Annotated in this window: 15 protein-coding genes; 7 read left to right on the forward strand and 8 right to left on the reverse strand. The window is 67.4% G+C overall.

Features of this window, described 5'->3' with window-relative positions; genetic code table 11:
• Positions 1–34: 34 nt before the first annotated feature.
• Entirely contained in the window at positions 35–1,456 is a 1,422-nt protein-coding gene (locus L6444_RS01805) for a chloride channel protein (RefSeq protein WP_236979994.1), read from the reverse strand.
• Between the two features lie 114 nt (positions 1,457–1,570).
• Between L6444_RS01805 and L6444_RS01810 the strand changes: the two genes are divergently transcribed.
• The 7 genes from L6444_RS01810 (at position 1,571) to L6444_RS01840 (ending at position 8,555) form a co-directional block, all read left to right on the forward strand.
• Complete coding sequence (locus L6444_RS01810; protein ID WP_236979996.1) at positions 1,571–2,542, forward strand: pirin family protein; 972 nt, start codon at positions 1,571–1,573, stop codon at positions 2,540–2,542.
• 2 nt (positions 2,543–2,544) lie between these two features.
• Positions 2,545–3,204, forward strand: coding sequence for a TetR/AcrR family transcriptional regulator (locus L6444_RS01815; RefSeq protein ID WP_236979998.1), 660 nt, complete (start codon positions 2,545–2,547; stop codon positions 3,202–3,204).
• A gap of 54 nt (positions 3,205–3,258) precedes the next feature.
• Positions 3,259–4,188, forward strand: coding sequence for a class I SAM-dependent methyltransferase (locus tag L6444_RS01820; RefSeq protein WP_236979999.1), 930 nt, complete (start codon positions 3,259–3,261; stop codon positions 4,186–4,188).
• Positions 4,185–5,126, forward strand: a complete 942-nt coding sequence (locus tag L6444_RS01825; RefSeq protein ID WP_236980001.1) for a class I SAM-dependent methyltransferase — start codon at positions 4,185–4,187, stop codon at positions 5,124–5,126. The genes L6444_RS01820 and L6444_RS01825 overlap by 4 nt, the downstream gene beginning before the upstream one ends.
• A 118-nt stretch (positions 5,127–5,244) precedes the next feature.
• Positions 5,245–6,678 (forward strand): aldehyde dehydrogenase family protein, encoded by a 1,434-nt coding sequence (locus tag L6444_RS01830; protein WP_236980003.1) that lies wholly within the window; start codon positions 5,245–5,247, stop codon positions 6,676–6,678.
• 39 nt (positions 6,679–6,717) lie between these two features.
• Entirely contained in the window at positions 6,718–7,578 is an 861-nt protein-coding gene (locus L6444_RS01835) for an SDR family oxidoreductase (protein ID WP_236980005.1), read from the forward strand.
• Between the two features lie 8 nt (positions 7,579–7,586).
• Positions 7,587–8,555, forward strand: a complete 969-nt coding sequence (locus L6444_RS01840) for an NADPH:quinone oxidoreductase family protein (RefSeq protein ID WP_236980007.1) — start codon at positions 7,587–7,589, stop codon at positions 8,553–8,555.
• Here L6444_RS01840 and L6444_RS01845 read toward each other — a convergent pair.
• The 7 genes from L6444_RS01845 to L6444_RS01880 all read right to left on the reverse strand — a co-directional run bounded on the left by L6444_RS01845 (position 8,552) and on the right by L6444_RS01880 (position 17,884).
• Positions 8,552–9,895, reverse strand: a complete 1,344-nt coding sequence (locus L6444_RS01845; protein WP_236980009.1) for a PE-PPE domain-containing protein — start codon at positions 9,893–9,895, stop codon at positions 8,552–8,554. The genes L6444_RS01840 and L6444_RS01845 overlap by 4 nt on opposite strands.
• 74 nt (positions 9,896–9,969) lie before the next feature.
• Positions 9,970–10,269 carry a PE family protein gene (locus tag L6444_RS01850; RefSeq protein ID WP_236980011.1) on the reverse strand — a complete coding sequence of 100 codons (300 nt, stop codon included), beginning with the start codon at positions 10,267–10,269 and terminating at the stop codon, positions 9,970–9,972.
• On the reverse strand, positions 10,269–12,086 hold the full coding sequence (locus L6444_RS01855) for a PE-PPE domain-containing protein (RefSeq protein ID WP_289624895.1): 1,818 nt from the start codon (positions 12,084–12,086) through the stop codon (positions 10,269–10,271). The genes L6444_RS01850 and L6444_RS01855 overlap by 1 nt, the downstream gene beginning before the upstream one ends.
• Positions 12,087–12,276: 190 nt before the next feature.
• Complete coding sequence (locus L6444_RS01865; protein WP_236980013.1) at positions 12,277–13,947, reverse strand: PE family protein; 1,671 nt, start codon at positions 13,945–13,947, stop codon at positions 12,277–12,279.
• A gap of 151 nt (positions 13,948–14,098) precedes the next feature.
• Complete coding sequence (locus tag L6444_RS01870; protein ID WP_236980015.1) at positions 14,099–15,730, reverse strand: PE family protein; 1,632 nt, start codon at positions 15,728–15,730, stop codon at positions 14,099–14,101.
• 107 nt (positions 15,731–15,837) lie between these two features.
• Complete coding sequence (locus tag L6444_RS01875; protein ID WP_236980017.1) at positions 15,838–16,671, reverse strand: tyrosine-protein phosphatase; 834 nt, start codon at positions 16,669–16,671, stop codon at positions 15,838–15,840.
• Complete coding sequence (locus L6444_RS01880) at positions 16,664–17,884, reverse strand: acyl-CoA dehydrogenase family protein (protein ID WP_236984585.1); 1,221 nt, start codon at positions 17,882–17,884, stop codon at positions 16,664–16,666. Before L6444_RS01880 ends, L6444_RS01875 begins: the two co-directional genes overlap by 8 nt.
• Positions 17,885–18,028 lie beyond the last annotated feature (144 nt).

An 18,028-nucleotide genomic window follows, 5' to 3' on the forward strand; every position in this document is an offset into this window, starting at 1 on the left:
ATGTTAGCCGAATTCGGACGCCGAATGCGGCATTTTACGAATCATTTGATTTACGCATGCGTTCGGCCGCGGCGACCTCGCGGTTCAACCGTTGCGCTTCGTAGATGGTGACGTTGGTGCGCGACATCAGCAGCGACGCGATGCCCACCGCGAGAATGGCTCCGGGAACCACGGAGAAAGACCCCGTCATCTCCGCAACCATGATCATGATCGCCAGTGGGGCGCGCGCGACGCTGCCGAAACACGCCATCATGCCGACCACCACGAAAATCCCCGGTTGATCGGGCACTCCGGGTAACGCCGCCAACTCGCCCAGTCGCCACGTGGCGCCCCCGACGAATGCGCCGATCACGATGCCGGGACCGAACAGGCCTCCCGATCCGCCGCTCCCGATGGACAGGCAGGTTGCCACGATCTTGGCGACCGGCAACGCGACGATGACCCACAGCGGGATGGCCAGCAGCGAAGAACGGTCGGCGGCCAGCTGCGCCCAGCCGTAGCCGCTGCTCAGGACCTGGGGGATCGCCAGGCCCAGCAGCCCGACCAGCAGCCCGCCCAGCGCGGGCTTGAGCACCGGGCCGCCCGGCAGGCGGCGCGCCAGCCTCGCCGAGACGTGGAAGGCGCGTGCGTAGAGATATCCGACGGCCGCCGCGATCACACCGATCACCACGAACCACAGCAGGGGCCAGGCCCGCTCGAAGCGGTACTCGGCATCGATGAAACCGAAGAGCGGATCGAAGCCCAGAAACGCACCGAGAATCGCGTACGCCGTTCCGGATGCGATGAACCCGGGCACCAGCGTGCTGTAGTCGAAGTCGTCCCGATAGACGATCGAGCCGGCCAGCACCGCTCCGCCCAGCGGCGCGGCAAAGATGGCGCCGATCCCCGCGCCGATACCGAGTGCCACGGCCACGCGTCCGTCGTCGTCGGACAGATGTAGCCGGCGAGTCAGCAGCGAGGCGAAACCGGCCGAAATTTGCGCGGTGGGACCCTCCCGGCCGCCGGATCCGCCCGAACCGATGGTCAGCGCGCTGGCGACCATCTTCACCAGCACCGCGCGGCCACGGATGGCCCGCGGGTTGGTGTGCACCGCCTCGATGGCTTCGTCGGTGCCGTGTCCGGTGGCTTCCGGGGCCAATCTGGCGACGATGAACGCCGACAGCAGCGCCCCGCCCGTCGTCACCAGCGGTATGGCCCAGGCCCGGACGAACCCGGCTGATCCGTGGCTGCCGCCCTCACCCACCGGGGTAGGGACGTGGTAGCCGGCCAGATCGCCGAGCAGGAACGCACCGGTGTACTTCAGGGCCTGGTAGAAGACGACCGCACCTAAGCCCGAGATAACACCGATTGTGGTGCCCAGCAGCAGCCATTTGGGCAGATAGTTCGCGTTGTGGATGGCGGCGCCGAACCGTCCGCCGGCGGATTCGGGCGGCGCCTCGCCAGGCTGGTCCGCCATGGTCGGCAGGCTATCAGCCGTTTCTGGGCGCCGGTGGCGCGTCGATCACGCCAGAGGAATATTCGGACCGCAGTCCGGTTATACCGGGCAAGCTGGAATAATCAGGAGGTAGAAATGCCCGCTATAACCGCAGACACGCTGAGCCTGCCCCGGGTGGTGCCGGCGGGACCGGCGGACACCGAGCGCCCGGTCCGGTCGGTGACGACCGGCCCCCGCGGCCACGAGGGATTGGGATTTCCGGTGGTCCGGGCCTTCGCCGGGGTGAGCGCCGCTGTGCTGGACCCCTTCGTGCATATGGATCAGATGGGCGAGGTGGACTACGAGCCGGGCGAACCGCGCGGCACCGACTGGCATCCGCACCGCGGCTTCGAGACGGTGACCTACATGATGGACGGGACCTTCGCCCATCAGGACTCGCATGGCGGTGGTGGGCTGATCGCCGACGGCGCAACCCAATGGATGACCGCCGGTTCGGGGGTACTGCACATCGAGACCCCGCCGGCCGAAATGGTGCGCAGCGGCGGCGTTTTCCACGGCATCCAGCTGTGGGTGAACCTGCCGAAGCGAGACAAGTTCGCGCCGCCTCGCTACCAGGCCATCGAGGGCACCGACACCAGGCTGCTGTCCTCCGGGGACGGCGGCGCGCTGGTCCGGATCATCGCCGGGGAGATCGACGGCAACCCCGGTCCGGGCGTCACCCACACCCCGATCACGATGGCCCACGCGACAGTGCAGAGCGGCGCTCGCCTGAACATCCCGTGGCGGCGCGACTTCAACGCCTTGGTGTACGTGCTGTCCGGGGAAGGGGCCGTTGGCCCGGTCGGTCATCCGATCAAGTCAGGGCAGTTGGCCGTCCTCGGCCCAGGCGACCGGATCACCGTGGCGGCGAAATCGGGCCGCGACACCCCCCTGGAGGTGCTGATCCTGGGTGGGCAGCCGATCCGCGAGCCGGTCTTTCACTACGGGCCGTTCGTGATGAACTCCAAGGCCGAAGTGATCGAGGCGCTCGAGGATTATCAAGCGGGCAAATTCGGCAGGATCCCGCCGAACGCGTTAATGCCGCACCGTGGCGGTGGCACACTCTAGGAATGCCGCAAACGGCTAGTCGCGGGCCTGGGCGGCCCCCCGCCGCGAAAGCTGACGAGACGCGCAAGCGCATTGTCGATGCTGCGCGTCAGGTGTTCAGCGAACGCGGCTACGAGGGGGCGACGTTCCAGGCCATCGCGACGCATGCCGATCTGACCCGGCCGGCGATCAACCACTACTTCGCCAGCAAGCGGGCGCTGTACACCGAAGTGGCCGACCGCACCAACGAACTGGTCGTCTGTGCCGGCATCGAGCGCGCGCGGGCCGAGTCGACCCTGATGGGCCGGCTCGGCGCGTTCATCATCGTCGCAATGGAAGTGGACTCCCAGCACCGTGGCACCGCTGCCTTCCTGGCCACCGCGGTGCTCGAGTCGCAGCGCCATCCCGAGTTGCGCCGAGTCGACAACGACGCGGTATGCACCACCCGGGACTTCCTGTGCTCGGCGGTCGGCGAGGCGGTTGCCAGCGGGGAACTCGCACCCGGCGTCGACGTCGGCGCGGTCAGTGAGGCGCTGCTGCTGGTGCTGTGCGGGGTGGGGTTCTATGCCGGCTTCGTGGGCAGCTACCAGGAGATCGAGAACATTCTCGCGACGTTGCGCCAGATGATCGCCGGCGGCTTGTGGAAGTCCAGTCCAGACGCGGCAGCGCCGGGCGCTCGGTGAGCTGCCGCACAAACCGTATAGGTTGCCTAACTTATTAGGTAGCATGGTCCGGACATGACTGATCTGGACTCCCGCGCGCTGCCCTCGTTACGAACCGCCGGCGACAGCTGGCACATCACCGAAAGCGTCGGCGCCACCGCACTGGCGGTGGCCGCGTCGCGCGCCGTGGAGTCGGCCGCAGCCAACCCCCTGGTCCGCGACGAATTCGCGCAACTGCTGGTGGCCTCCGCCGGCCCGGCCTGGGCACGGCTGGCCGACCCCGCCATCGCCTGGCTCGACGGCGACGAGCACGGACGACGGTTGCACCGGGTCGGCTGCGATTACCAGGCGGTGCGGACCCACTACTTCGACGAGTACTTCAAAGCCGCCGGCCAGGCCGGCATCCGGCAGGTGGTGATTCTGGCCGCCGGCCTGGATTCGCGGGCCTACCGGCTGGAGTGGCCGGCGGGCACGCGCCTGTACGAGATCGACCAGCCCCAGGTGCTGGAATACAAGGCCGAGATCCTGGGTTCGTCCGGCGCGGTTGCCAAGACGGATCGGCACGCGGTCGCGGTAGACCTGCGCGACGACTGGCCGGCCGCGCTGAGCGCCGCTGGTTTCGACCCGGCCCGGCCCACCGCGTGGCTGGCCGAAGGTCTGCTCGCCTACCTGCCCAGCGACGCCCAGGACCGGCTCTTCCAGATGTGTACCGCGCTGAGCGCGCCGGGTAGCCGGATCGCCGTCGAAGCGTTCACCATGGTCGTCGGCGGGAACCGGCAACGCTGGGACCGGATGCGCGACCGGCTCGGTCTGGACGTGAACATCGGCGCCCTCACCTATCACGAGCCGGACCGATCGGATCCGGCGCAATGGCTCACCGACCACGGCTGGCAGGTCGACGCCGTGGCCAACCACCAGGAAATGGCCCGGCTGGGCCGCCCGGTGCCCGAAGACCTGGCCGGCGAGGCCATCACCAGCACCCTGATGCGAGGAGTACGCGAATGAGCACACTGCGCAGCCACGACGACACCTGGGACATCAGGACCAGCGTCGGCACCACCGCCGTGATGGTGGCCGCCGCGCGGGCCGTCGAGACCGAACAGCCCGACGCGCTGATCCGCGACCCATACGCCAAGCTGCTGGTGACCAACGCCAACGCGGGAGTGCTGTGGGAGGCCATGCTCGATCCGGCCGTCGCGGCCAGGGTCGAATCGCTGGACCCCGAGGCCGCCGCCATGGTCCAGCACATGCGCGGTTATCAGGCCGTCCGGACCAATTTCTTCGACACTTTCTTCGCCGACGCCGTCGCCGCCGGAATCCGGCAGGTGGTCATCCTGGCATCCGGCCTGGACTCGCGCGCCTACCGGCTGGACTGGCCGGCCGGGACCACGGTCTTCGAGATCGACCAGCCCCAGGTGCTCGAGTACAAGTCGGCGACCCTGGCCGAAAACGGGGTGGCGCCCTCGGCCGACCGCCGGGCGGTGGCCATCGACCTGCGTCAGGACTGGCCGGCGGCGCTGCGCGAGGCCGGTTTCGATCCGGCGGTTCCGACGGCGTGGCTGGCCGAGGGCCTGCTCATGTACCTGCCCGGCGAGGCGCAGGACCGGTTGTTCACCCAGGTCGGCGAGTTGAGCGCGCCGGGCAGCCGGGTCGCCGCCGAAACCGCCGCCAACCACGCCGACGAGCGCCGCCAGCAGATGAGGGAACGGTTCCGCCGGGTCGCCGAAGAGATCGGCCTGGAGGAGACGATCGACGTGGGCGAACTGATGTACCGCGACGAGAACCGCGCACCGCTGGCCGACTGGCTCAACGAGCACGGTTGGCGGGCCCAGGCGCAGAGCTCGGTCGACGAGATGCAGCGCATGGGCCGCTGGGTGGTCGACGTGCCGATGGCGGGCGACCGGGACGCCTTCTCCGATTTCGTGACGGCCGAGCGGCTGTAGTTCGTCTTTCCCCTTGCCGTCCTATTGCCGGCAAAGCCAGGTGGTTAGGATCGCGTCTATCACCCCTTTGGCGATCGCGCACCACGGCTGCGGGCACCTGGGGGAAGGAAGGACAACGATGACCACCGAATCCCCGCCCGCACCCGCGCAACCGCAGGCTGCCACTGAGTCGAGCAGCGTCGCAGAAACCGTCGCCCGGCTGCGCAAGACCTTCGCTACCGGCCGCACCCGCAGCTACGAGTGGCGCAAACAGCAGTTGCTGGCCCTGGCCAGGCTGGTGGAGGAGAACGAGCCCGCCATCGCCGCCGCGCTGGAAGAGGACCTGGACCGCAACCACGTCGAGGCGTTCATCGCCGACATCGCCACCACCGCGGGTGAGGCCAAGTACGCGGCCAAGAAGCTGAAGAAGTGGATGCGGCGCAAGTATCTGCTGCTGGAAGCCCCGCAGCTGCCCGGGCGCGGCTGGGTGGAGTACGAGCCCTACGGCACCGTGCTGATCATCGGCGCCTGGAACTACCCGTTCTACCTGACCCTGGGTCCGGCGGTGGGCGCGCTGGCCGCTGGAAACGCCGTCATCCTCAAGCCGTCGGAGATCGCCCCGGCTTCCTCGCGCCTGATGGCCGAACTGGTGCCCAAGTACCTGGACCGCGACGCGGTTGCGGTGGTCGAGGGCGACGGCATGGTGAGCCAGGAGCTGATCGCACAGGGCCTGGACCGGGTGATGTTCACCGGCGGCACCGAGATCGGCCGCAAGGTGTACGAGGGCGCGGCGCCGCACCTGACGCCGGTGACGCTGGAACTCGGCGGGAAGAGCCCGGTGGTGGTGGCCGCCGACGGCGACATCGACGTCGCGGCCAAGCGGATCGCCTGGCTGAAGATCCTCAACGCCGGACAGACCTGCGTGGCGCCCGACTATGTGCTGGCCGACGCCTCGATCCGGGACGAGCTCGTCGACAAGATCGGCGCCGCCCTCACCAAATTCCGCTCCCAGGACAACCCGGCCGGGATGCGCATCGTCAACAAGCGGCAGTTCGACCGGCTCAACGGCTACATCGCCGACGCCGAAGCCGACGGCGGTGCCAAGGTCGCCGTCGGTGGCAAGAGTGACCCGGCCAGCCTGCGCATCCAGCCGACCGTGGTCGTCGATCCCGCCCCGGACGGACCGTTGATGCAGAACGAGATCTTCGGACCGTTGCTGCCGGTGCTCACCGTCAAGAACTTCGACGAGGCCGTCGAATTCATCAACGCCCGGCCCAAGCCGCTGTCGGCGTACCTGTTCACCAAGTCCAAGGAAATCCGGGAGCGCTTCATCAAAGAGGTCCCGGCCGGGGGCATGCTGATCAACCACATCGCCTTCCAGGTGTCGACGGTCAAGTTGCCGTTCGGCGGTGTCGGCGCGTCGGGCATGGGCGCCTACCACGGCAAGTGGGGATTCGACGAGTTCAGCCACCGCAAGGCGGTGCTGACCAAACCGACCCGCCCCGACTTCTCCAAGATGATCTACCCGCCCTACACCGATCGCGCCTTCAAGCTGGCCCGAAAACTGTTCTGACCCAACCGATATCGCTGAACGCTTACAGAAAGGAAACTGATGCCCGGATTGCAGGACCGCGTCATCGTGGTGACCGGAGCCGGCGGGGGATTGGGCCGTGAATACGCCCTGACCCTGGCTCGCGAGGGTGCCAGCGTCGTTGTCAACGACCTCGGCGGAGCCCGCGACGGCACCGGCGCCGGCTCGGCGATGGCCGACCATGTCGTCGCCGAGATCCGGGACGGCGGGGGACGGGCAGTCGCCAACTACGACAGCGTCGCCGAAGCCGACGGCGCGGCCAACATCATCAAGACGGCGCTCGACGAGTTCGGTGCGGTCCACGGTGTGGTGAGCAATGCCGGCATCCTGCGCGACGGCACCTTCCACAAGATGACGTCGGAGAACTGGGACGCGGTGCTGAAGGTGCACCTGTACGGCGGGTACAACGTGATCCGCGCGGCGTGGCCGCACTTCCGCGAGCAGAGCTACGGCCGGGTGGTGGTCGCCACCTCCACCAGTGGGCTGTTCGGCAACTTCGGCCAAACCAACTACGGCGCAGCCAAACTCGGGCTGGTCGGCCTGATCAACACACTGGCGCTGGAAGGCGCGAAGTACAACATCCACTCCAACGCGGTCGCCCCGATCGCCGCCACCCGCATGACCGAGGACATCATGCCCAAGGAGGTGCTGGAGAAGCTGACGCCGGAGTTCGTCGCGCCGGTGGTCGCCTACCTGTGCACCGAGGAGAACGCCGACAACGGGTCGGTGTTCGTCGTCGGTGGCGGCAAGGTGCAACGCGTTGCGCTGTTCGGCAACGAGGGCGCCAACTTCGACAAGCCGCCCACCGTGCAGGACGTGGCGGAGCACTGGAGTGAGATCACCGACCTGTCGGCGGCGACAAAAGCTGGCTTCAAGCTGTAACCAATTCAGTGAAAGCCTGTGTGGTTCAAGAGCTTCGCGGCCCGTCCGGCATTGTCTACACCGATGTCGACGACGTACCCGATGGCGGTGGCAACATCGTCATCGAGGTGCGTGCCGCCGGAGTCTGCTTTCCCGATCTGCTCCTGACCAAAGGTAAATACCAGCTCAAGTTGCAGCCGCCGTTCGTGCCCGGCATGGAGACCGCAGGGGTGGTGCGTTCGGCGCCCGTCGACTCGGGTTTCCGTGTGGGCGAACGGGTTTCGGCGTTCGGTGTGCTCGGCTGCTATGCCGAGCAGGTGGCGGTGCCGGTGTCCAACGTGATCCGCAGCCCGGACGAACTCGACGACGCCGAAGCGGTGTCGTTGTTGGTCAACTACAACACCATGTATTTCGCACTGTCCCGGCGCGCGGTGATGCGACCGGGCCAGACGGTGCTGGTGCTCGGCGCCTCCGGCGGGGTGGGCACCGCCGCCGTGCAGATCGCCAAGGCGATGGGAGCCAGCCAGGTGATCGGCGTGGTGCACCGCGAAGCCGCCATCGACTACGTCAAGGCACTCGGCGCCGACCAGGTGGTGCACCTGGCGCCGGGCTGGGTCGAGCAGGTGCTCGCGCACACCAACGGCCGGGGCGTCGACATCGTGGTCGACCCGATCGGCGGCCGGGCGTTCGACGACGCCATCCAGGTGCTGGCCATCGACGGCAAGCTGCTGGTGGTCGGGTTCGCCGCCGGCAGCATCCCCACCCTGACCGTCAACCGGCTGCTGCTGCGCAATATCGGCGTGTTGGGTGTCGCGTGGGGTGAGTACCTCAACAAGGTGCCCGGCTCGGCGGTGCTGTTCTCCTCCGGCCTGAACCAGCTTGTCTCGCTCGGGCTGAAACCGCCTCCGCCGCAACGCTATCCGCTGTCGGAGGCGCGCGCCGCCCTGCAGAGCCTGGACGCCGGCGGGGTGCTCGGCAAGGTCGTGCTGGAGCCCTAGAGCGCTTTCAGCTCGGTGACGATGTCGCTGGCCGCGTGCTCGAACACCCGCACCTCGAACCCGCCGAGCAGCACCGCCAACCCGACGTCGGCCGCAACCGGTTTGCCGAAGGCATTGATCAGCCCGTTGACGGGATCGCCGTTGAGGGCCTGCAGTATCCCGTTGCCGAACAGGTCGATGTTGTAGGCCGGAATGGCGGTCACCACCGCGTTGAGCATGTCGGTGGTGGGCAACGCGGTCGCGTAGGCCGAGGCGGCGACGGCCGAGGCGGTGTAGGCGACGCGCAGGTTGGCGTTTAGCAGTGACTGGACGAAGTTCTGCGGCGACGACAGCGAGTGCTGCGCGCCCGCCAGTACCTGATTGAGCCCGGCGGTGTCGACGGCGGGAATCAGCGCGGTGAAGTCCGAGGGCCTGATAGCTGCGACGTCGCGGGCGAAGTCGGCGATCCCCTGCTGGGCGCCGGCGGCCAGGGCGGACACGATCTGGCCGGCCGGAACCGGTGGGATAACGCCGAATCCGGTGGCGATGTTCGGCGGGTCGGGGGACCAGCCATTCGTGGTGCTGCCATAGCCCAGGTTCACGATCACCCGCATATCGGGCTGGAGCAGGTCCGCCAGCGGGTGGCCGATGACCGGGATGGCGCGCAGCGGAGAGAGGATCGGCAGGTTCTCGGTGGGAATCATGTAGTAGTGCGTCAGGGTGGGGCCGACGGTGTTGGTCAACTCGACGGCCGTGCCGTTCGGTGCCGGCGTCAGTTCCTGGCCCGACAGGAACGGGTAGTGGCCGTGCAGCTCGATGATGCCCAGGAATGCGTTGACATCCGAGACCACGTTGAGCGGGTATTGCGGGAAGTCGCCGAAACCGTCGTATTCGATGGTGAAGATGTTGGTTTTGAACGAGTTGTCCGGCGTCGCGATGCCGAACACGTCCAGCCCCAGGCTCGGCAGGGCCAGTCCCGGGAATCGGGCCAGCAGACCACCGTTGGGGTTGCTGGGGTTGCCGACCAGGGTGAAGTTCAGGGGTATCGAGCTCGGCGTGTTAGTGGGGTCGAGCGCCTTCATCTCCATCGACGCGATGACCGCGCTCTGCGAGTAGCCGAAGACGTTGACCGAGGTGGCATTGAGTTGGCCGAACGCGGCGGTGATCGCGTTGTCCAGGATGGTCAGGCCCCGCGCCGCGGACACGTCGAAGGTCAGGTCCTTGATCCCGGTGAGCGGATACAGCCCTTCGGGGGTGTTGACACCCAGGTTGACTCCGCCGGGGAAGAACGGGTCGATGAACAACGGCGGGATGCCCTGGATGTAGTCCTGGATCGGGATGGGGTATCCGCTGGCGCCCATGACCAACGTGATGGCAGCGGCCGGGGCCGCCGCGGCTCCGCCGAGCAGCGACTTGATCGGCGCGAGAATCGGATTCAGCGCGTTCGACGCGGCGTTGGCGACTTCGGTCTCCAGTAGGCCAGTCCACCGGCGGCCATTGCCCGGGTGAATTCGCTCTGGAATGCCGTCGCCTGGGCGATCACCGCCTGGCATTCCCGGCCGTTTGCGGCGAAGAGATTTGCGATCGCGGTTGACACCTCGTCGGCGGCCGCCGCCGCCAAACCCGTGGTCGGTGCGGACGCGGCCGAGCTCGCCGCACCGATCAGCGCCTGCAGGTCCTCCAGAGAGACTGCCGCCGTTGCGATTACATCGGTGTGCGCGGCGAGGTACGACATCAGAGGATGCCGGTGAGGTCGCCGATCACGGACTCGATCGTGTCGATCGTCACGATGGTCTGGAATCCACCGGCCAGCGTCAGCAGCGCGACGTTTGCGGCGATCGGATTGCCGATCGCGTTGACCACACCCATCGGGTCGCCGTGGACCGCCTGCTGGATGCCGTCCAGGAACAGGTTGAAGTCATACGAGGGCAGCGTGGTCACGATGGTGTTCGCGATGTCGGCGGTGGGCAACAGCAGGGCGTAACCGTCGGCGGTCGCACTGGTGATGGAGTTGACGATGTTGGTGTTCGCCGACCGGAGCGCATCGAAGAAGCTGTCGACCGGCGAGCCGGTGGCGCCCGGCAACGTGAACGGCAGCGACAGGCCACCGCCGGCACCGCTCGGCAGCAGGCCGGTCAGCGACGGCAGCGAGGTGGGAGCCATGGCCCGGAGGTCGCCGACGAATGCTCCCCAGCCCTGGTTGGCCAGGGCGATCTGGTCGCCGATGAAGTTCTGCGGGATCGGCGGGATCAACCCGAACGAGGTCCAGACGTCGGCGTAGGAGGTGGAATAGCCGTAGTGCGGATCACCGTAGCCCCAGTTCACCAGGTAGGTCAGGTTCGGTTCGATCAAGTCTCCCAATGCATTTCCGATCAGCGGGATGGACCGGATCGGCTGCACGAGCGGCAGATGGTCGTAGGTGATCATGTAGTAGTGGTCCAGCCCGTTGGCGGCCGTTGTCGGGGAGACCGGCAACTCGACCATCTTGTAGCCGGGTGCCAGTGCGCCGGTGGTGGCATTGATGATGTTGGGGTAGGTGCCGTGCACGGTCTGGATGCCCAGGAACGCGTTGAGGTCGGCCAGGAAATTGATCGGGTAGCGCGGGAAATCGGTGTATCCGTCGTACTGCAGTGAGAACACGTTGACCGGGTAGCCGGAGTTCGCCGGCGTGGGGCCGTAGAAATCCAGGCCCAAGGCCGGCATGGTCAGCCCCGGGAACCGGGACAGCAGACCGCCGTTGGGGGACATCGGGTTGCCCAGCAGGGTGAAGCTGAGATCACCGGCGTGCGGGCTGCCCGCGGCGATCAGGTTGCGCAACTCGAGCGAGGACAAAATGGCGCTCTGCGAGTAGCCGAGGACCGAGACCTTCTGCCCGGCGGTGATCAGGCCGGTCGGGCTGAACAGCGCGTTGTTCAGCGCCGTCACACCGGTCGCCACCGACTGACTGAGCGGCAGGTCTTTGATCTGGGTGAGCGGATACAAACCCTCTGGGGTGTTCAGCGGAATCGACAGCGCGTTGGCCACCTGGAACTGAATCCACGGCCGCACGCTGGCCATGTACGCCAGTGAGGGTATCGGTGTGCCGCTGCCGGTCATGATCAGTGCCGAGTTGTACACGGTGGCAACGGTCGTCCCGACGGGCATCGTGACGGGAGTCCCGCCGGACGCGACGCTTGCGGCCGGGGCGAACAGCGATTGAATCGGAGCGAGCATCGGCTGCAGCGGCGCCAGCAGCGCCTCGATCGGTGACGCGGCCGCCAGGGCCGCCGCGCCGGCCGCCTCGGCTTCGGCGTAGGCGCCACCAGCAGCTGCCAGCACGCGGTTGAACTCGTCGTGGAATGCCGCCGCCTGGCCGACGACGTCCTGGTATTCCAGACCGAACGCGCGGAACAGCGCTGCCGCGGCCTGGGAGACCTCGTCGGCGGCGGCGGCAGCCAGACCGGTTGTCTGGCCCGCGGCGGCGGCGTTCGCCGAGGCGAGCGCGGTTCGGATTCCGGCCAGGTTCTCGGCGGCGTCGGTGATCAGCTGCGGTTGCGTCGCTAAGTAGGACATCGACGAATTCCTCTCTCGGCCAAGGCCTTTGGGTGCTACACCGCCGTTGCCAAGGACCCGACGACCCAGCGCTGAAGGCCGTCGCGAGGCGCAGCATTGTGAGCGTAGATCGGGTCTGGCCGGTAGGTGAGCGGAATCGCCTGGATAGCGTGGCTAAATTCCTGAGAGTTTCCTGCGGCTCGCGCACGCGTCAGGCGAGCAGGCTTTCGACGGCGCTGACGTTGCTGCTGACCGCCGCCAATATGGTCAGCGCCTCGACACCGCCGGCGATCGTCGCCAGACCCACGTTGGCGGCCAGCGGATACCCGATCGCATTCACCACACTGCCCAGCGCGAGCTGCTGCGCAAAGAGCTGGGCGTCGTATATCGGCATCGCTGTCGCGAGGGAGAGAGCTATGTCGGCCGTGGGCAGCAGGACGGCGTAGTCGGTCGAGATGATCGTCGCGGCCGTGTTGACGATCCGTTCCGGCGACGGGAATCTCGCCGCCGTCGCCAGCAGGTCGCCCGGCGTCGGCGCTGCGAACGACGGCAGGGTGGGCGGATGTGCGGCCAGCGCCTGCAGGTCCACGCTGAAGTCGTGGATACCCTGTTGCGTCCCGGCGACCAGGGCGTTGGTCACCACCTGTGGGGGCACCTCCGGGAACAGGCCGAACGGGGTCGCAACGTCGGCGTAACTCGTCGAGTAGCCGTGGGCCGGGTCTCCGTAGCCCAGGTTGACCAGGGCCTTCAAGTCCGGCTGCAGCAGGTTGGCCAATGGGTTACCGATCACCGGCAGCGCCCGAAGCGGTTCCAGTAGCGGCAGGTTCTGGGTCGGGATTGCATAGTAGGTGGTGTTGCCGGTGTAGCCCGGCGAGGTCGGCAACTGAACCGCATTGTTGACCTGGGCCACGCTGAGGTCGAAATAGGTGGGGTGCACGTAGATGATGCCGGCAAGCGCGTTGAGGTCTGCCAGGAAATTGAGCGGGTACCGCGGGAAGTCGGCGAACCCGTCGTACTCGAGGGTGTAGTTGGCCACCTGGTAGGGCGTGTCCGAGGGTGTCGCGCCGTAGAAATCCAGCCCGAGTGCCGGCAGGGCGAGACCCGGGAACCGCGACAGCATGCCGCCGTTGGGGTTCATCTCGTTGCCGGTCAGCACGAAGTTGAGCATGGACGGGTCGGGCGGGTGGGCCCCGAACAGCGAAGTGCCCGCAGCGAGGTTCCGCATCTCCAGCGAGGCGATGACGGAGCTCTGGGAGATGCCGAACACCGTTACCGGCTGGTTCAGCATGGCGATCTGTTTGTAGAGCGCGCCGTCCAAGATGTTCAGGCCCTCTTGCACCGACGCGTTGAGCGTCATGCTCCGCACTCCGGTCAGCGGATACAGCTCTTCGGGAGTGACAAGGGGAAACGGGACGGTGGGGTGCAGGGCGTCGGGACGGATATAGAGATCGAGAGCGCCGTTGATCAACTTCGGAGTCGGTATCGGAACTCCGGTGCCGCCGATGATTATCGACAGCAGATTGGGCGGGAATGGCGGCAGGCTGACGGCGCCGGGCGCCGGTGCCGACGGCGCTCCCAACAGCCCCGGCAGGCTGTTTGCGATAGCCGTCTCGGCGTTCGCGTAGGCGTTCGCGGCTGCGCCGAGGGACTGCTGGAACTGGTATTGAAATGCCGACGCGTGCGTGAGCACGTCTTGGCACTGCCGGCCGTACGCGCCGAACAGATCGGCGATGGCCGCAGAGACTTCATCGCCCGCCGCTGCCAGCAGGCTCGACGTGGGCCCAGCCGCAGCCGCGCCGGCGGTGCTGAGGGCGGAAGCGATTCCCTCGAGGTCCGCGGCTGCGGTAGCCATGACGTGGGGCTCGTTAACCAGAAACGACATTCCCGCAAATCCTTCCAGGCCCCCGACGATGTTGGCGACAGCGTAGATGGAAGCTCCCGTTGCGTCGGACTATTGCGCTGAATCGTTGACCGCCAAGCGAATTCACTGCGACACGGCAAAGTGCGGCGCCGCGGTCGCTGCGGCGCGCTGCTCAGAAGTGCAGGCTCTGCAGGTCCGCAGCGATCTCCGCGGCCGCCTCGACGACGGCGATGAACTCGATCATGCCGCCCAGTGCCGCCAACCCGGTGGTGGCCGCGAGCGGCAGCTGGATCGCGTCGACAATGTTGCCCTGGGCGAGCTGACTCAAAAACAGGGTCGCGTCGTAGGCGGGCAGCGTGGTGGCGAACGCGGTGGCCAGGTCGGCCGTCGGCAACAGCACCGAGTAGCCGGTGGACACCACCGAGGCCAGCGTGTTGGCGATGTTCATCGGGGTCGCGGGCAGCGACGGCGGTGCCGCGGGCACGTACTGCTGGATCAACGGCGGGAAGGCGGGCGCGGCGATCACCGGCGGCGAGGTGAGCGCCGTCGGTGTCACGGCCAGGAAGTCGTTGATGCCCTGGTGGGTTCCGGCGACCAGGGCGTTGGCGATCACGCCCGGAGGAACGTCGGGGAACAGCCCGAACGGGGTGGGTACGTTGGCCGGGCTGGTGGAGTAGCCGTAGTTCGGGTCGCCGTAGCCGAGGTTGACGAGCACCTTCAGATCCGGTTGCACCAGTGCGGCCAGGGGTTGGCCGATGACGGGGATGGCGCGCACGGGGTCCAGCAGCGGCAGATCCGGGTGGCTGATCATGTACCACTGGTTGTTGGTGGCGCCCTGGGTCGGCAGCAGTGTCGCCGACGAGATCTGGGCCGGCGTCAGGTCGGCGTAGGTGGTGTGCACGGTGAGGATGCCGAACACCGCGTTGAGGTCGGACAGGATGTTCAGCGGGTAGCGCGGGAAGTCGGCGAACCCGTCGTACTCGAGGGTGTAGGTCGTCGTCTGATAGGGCCCGTCCGGGGTGGCACCGTAGAACGGCAGGCCGATCGTGGAGATGTTCAGCCCGGGGATGCGGGCCAGCACGCCACCGTTGGGGTTCATCTCGTTGCCGGTCAGGATGAAGTTGATCAGGCCGGGGTCCGGCATATTCGGGCCCAGCGAGATGTAGTGCTGCATCAGCAGCGACGAGATGATTGCACTCTGTGAGTAGCCGAAGACGGTGACGTGGTTGCCCAGCGCCAGTTGATTGGAGACGGCCGCGTTCAGCACTTCCAGCCCCTGCTGCACGGAGGTGGCCAGTGGCAGGGAGCGGACGCCGGTGATCGGGTAGAGCTGCTCGGGGGTGAACAACCCGGAGACGGGGATGGCCGGCGACAGGAACAGCTCGGTGATGGCGTTGAGGTATTTGGGTGTGGGCATCGGCATTCCGGTGCCGCCCATCACGATCGCCGTGCTGAGCCCCGACGGCGCGCCGACAGCAGGGGTGGTCAGACCGGCCGTCGCGCTCTGCACCAACTGGGCCGTGTTGAGGGCGTCGGCGTCGGCGTAGTACGCCGCGGTGGCACTCAGGCGCTGCACCAGTTGGCCGTAGAGCGCATCGATGCGCGCGCTGATCCCCTGGAATTGCCGGCCGTACTCGCCGAAGAAATCGGCGATCGCCGCCGACACCTCGTCGGCGGCGGCCGTCAGCACCGCGGTCGTGGGCCCCGCCGCGGCCGCGCCGGCCGCGCCGATGGTCGCACCGAGCCCAGCTAATTCGGTTGCCGCAGCTGCCAACTCGGGCGTTTGGGCGAATACGTACGACAAGCGCAATCCCTTCCAGCACCCCGGGTCGAGAATTCCGCCCGGCTGGTATCCGTTGAGGGTAAAGCGATTCCGCCGCGCTGTCCGGCCTTTCGGCCGACCGCGCCGGCTCAGCCCAGCAGGGCGCGCTGCAGCTGCCGCACGTCGGCCTCGGTGACCCCGGAGGCGCGCAGGTAGGCCTCCAGCGACCCGAAGGATTCGTCGATCGCCTGCCAGGACGCCGCCAGGTATTCGGCCCGCACCCCCAGCACCCCGTCGGACAGCCGGGCTTTGGTGAACGTCACGACCTCGGGGGTCAGCTCGACGTCGGGGCGCGCGGCGACCATCTCCATGATCTGATGGCGCAACACCGGCACGGCGGCATTGCTGCGCAGATAGTCGGCGACGATGACGTCACGATCAATGCCCAAGGCCCCCAACACCGTCGCGACCACGAAGCCGGTACGGTCCTTGCCGGCAAAGCAGTGGGTGAGCACCGGGCGTCCGCCGGCCAGCAGTGTGAAGACGCGCTGCACCGCGCGTTGCGCCCCGTTGCGGGTGGGGAATTGGCGGTATTCGTCGATCATGTACTGGACGGCTCTGGCCTCGATGTCTTCGTCGGAGTCCTCCGGCGAGCCTTCGGCAAGGATTTTCTTGAAGGCGGACTCGTGCGGTGCGTCCTGATCAGGCCCGTCGTCCTTCTGGTCGCCCAGGTCGGGTACCGGCAGCAGGTGGATGTCGACGCCGTCGGGCACGCGCCCCGGCCCGCGCCGGGCGACTTCGCGGGCCGCGCGCAGATCGGCGACATCGGTGATGCCCAGCTCGCGCAGTACCGCGCGGCCCTCGTCGTCCAGACCGCTGAGCTCACCGGAGCGGAACAGCCGGCCCGGCCGCACCGCCCCGGCGGTGTCTGCGACGTCGCGAAAGTTCCACCCGCCCGGCAGATCTCGTAATCCGTCAGCCATTGTTGGTGACCGCTGCGGCCAGCGCGGACTGCTCGCGGCCGAGTTCGCTGCGGGCGATGGTCCGCATGTGCACCTCGTCGGGACCGTCGAAGATCCGCATGGCGCGGTGCCAGCCGTACAACCGGGCCAGTGGGGTGTCGTCGCAGATACCCGCGGCGCCGTGCACCTGAATCGCGCGGTCGATGACATCGCAAGCCACCTGCGGGGCTACCGCCTTGATCTGCGACACCAGCAGGTGGGCGGCTTTGTTGCCGTGCTGGTCGATGGTCCACGCAGCCTTCTCGCACAGCAGCCTGGCTTGGTCGATTTCGTTGCGGGACTTGGCAATTGCGTGCTGCACCAGACCCTGGTCGGCCAGTGGGCGACCAAACGCGATGCGGCTGTTGGCCCGATGCGTCATCAACGCCAAAGCCCGCTCGGCGCCGCCGAGAGCCCGCATACAGTGGTGGATGCGGCCCGGCCCCAGCCGCGCCTGGGCGATCGCGAAACCGGAGCCCTCCTCGCCGAGCAGGTTGGTCGCCGGCACCCGGACGTTGTCGAAGTCGATCTCGCAGTGGCCGTGCTGGTCTTGGCGGCCGAACACCGGGGTCGACCGCAGCACGGTCACTCCCGGGGTGTCGATCGGCACCAGGACCATGGACTGCTGCTGGTGGCTGGCCGCCTCGGGATTGGTGCGCCCCATCACGATCAGAATCTTGCAGCGCGGGTCCGCGGCGCCCGAAGTCCACCACTTACGGCCGTTGATCACGTAGTCGGCACCGTCGCGCACGATCGAGGTCTCGATGTTGCGGGCATCGCTGCTGGCTACCGCGGGCTCGGTCATCGAGAAGGCGCTGCGGATCTCGCCGTTGAGCAACGGCTCCAGCCAGTCTTTGCGCTGCTGCTCGGTGGCGAACAGGTGCAGGGTCTCCATGTTGCCGGTGTCCGGCGCCGCGCAGTTCAACGCTTCCGGCGCGATCTCGAGGCTCCACCCGGTCAGCTCCGCCAGCGGCGCGTACTCCAGGTTGGTCAGACCCGACTCGGCGGGCAGGAACAGGTTCCACAAGCCCCGCTCCCTGGCCTTGACCTTGAGCTCCTCGACCACCGGCGGAACCGTGAAGTCGTCCGGCCCGGCCTCGTGCCGGTACCGGTCGTACTCGGCCTCGGCGGGAAAGACGTACTCCGTCATGAAGTCGGACAGTTTCTTGTGGTAGTCGCTGGCTTTAGCCGACATCGCGAAGTCCATGTCCGCCACGATATGACACGCGTTGACCGCCACTTTCGGGCACATCGGACATTTACGCTCTGGTGGTCGCGTTATTGGCGGGGCTGCAAAGTCCCGTAGGGTGTCTGAGCAATCAGATCGGGGTGTGTACCC

Origin of the sequence: Mycobacterium kiyosense (genome assembly GCA_021654635.1) — a bacterium.
Classification (GTDB): domain Bacteria; phylum Actinomycetota; class Actinomycetes; order Mycobacteriales; family Mycobacteriaceae; genus Mycobacterium; species Mycobacterium kiyosense.

Excerpts from the sequence above, each read along its gene's own strand:
- L6444_RS01805 (WP_236979994.1), bottom strand. The coding sequence starts at position 1,456 with ATGGCGGACCAGCCTGGCGAGGCGCCGCCCGAATCCGCCGGCGGACGG.
- L6444_RS01810 (WP_236979996.1), top strand. The coding sequence starts at position 1,571 with ATGCCCGCTATAACCGCAGACACGCTGAGCCTGCCCCGGGTGGTGCCG.
- L6444_RS01815 (WP_236979998.1), top strand. The coding sequence starts at position 2,545 with ATGCCGCAAACGGCTAGTCGCGGGCCTGGGCGGCCCCCCGCCGCGAAA.
- L6444_RS01820 (WP_236979999.1), top strand. The coding sequence starts at position 3,259 with ATGACTGATCTGGACTCCCGCGCGCTGCCCTCGTTACGAACCGCCGGC.
- L6444_RS01825 (WP_236980001.1), top strand. The coding sequence starts at position 4,185 with ATGAGCACACTGCGCAGCCACGACGACACCTGGGACATCAGGACCAGC.
- L6444_RS01830 (WP_236980003.1), top strand. The coding sequence starts at position 5,245 with ATGACCACCGAATCCCCGCCCGCACCCGCGCAACCGCAGGCTGCCACT.
- L6444_RS01835 (WP_236980005.1), top strand. The coding sequence starts at position 6,718 with ATGCCCGGATTGCAGGACCGCGTCATCGTGGTGACCGGAGCCGGCGGG.
- L6444_RS01845 (WP_236980009.1), bottom strand. The coding sequence starts at position 9,895 with ATGGGCGCCAGCGGATACCCCATCCCGATCCAGGACTACATCCAGGGC.
- L6444_RS01850 (WP_236980011.1), bottom strand. The coding sequence starts at position 10,269 with ATGTCGTACCTCGCCGCGCACACCGATGTAATCGCAACGGCGGCAGTC.
- L6444_RS01855 (WP_289624895.1), bottom strand. The coding sequence starts at position 12,086 with ATGTCCTACTTAGCGACGCAACCGCAGCTGATCACCGACGCCGCCGAG.
- L6444_RS01865 (WP_236980013.1), bottom strand. The coding sequence starts at position 13,947 with ATGTCGTTTCTGGTTAACGAGCCCCACGTCATGGCTACCGCAGCCGCG.
- L6444_RS01875 (WP_236980017.1), bottom strand. The coding sequence starts at position 16,671 with ATGGCTGACGGATTACGAGATCTGCCGGGCGGGTGGAACTTTCGCGAC.
- L6444_RS01880 (WP_236984585.1), bottom strand. The coding sequence starts at position 17,884 with ATGTCGGCTAAAGCCAGCGACTACCACAAGAAACTGTCCGACTTCATG.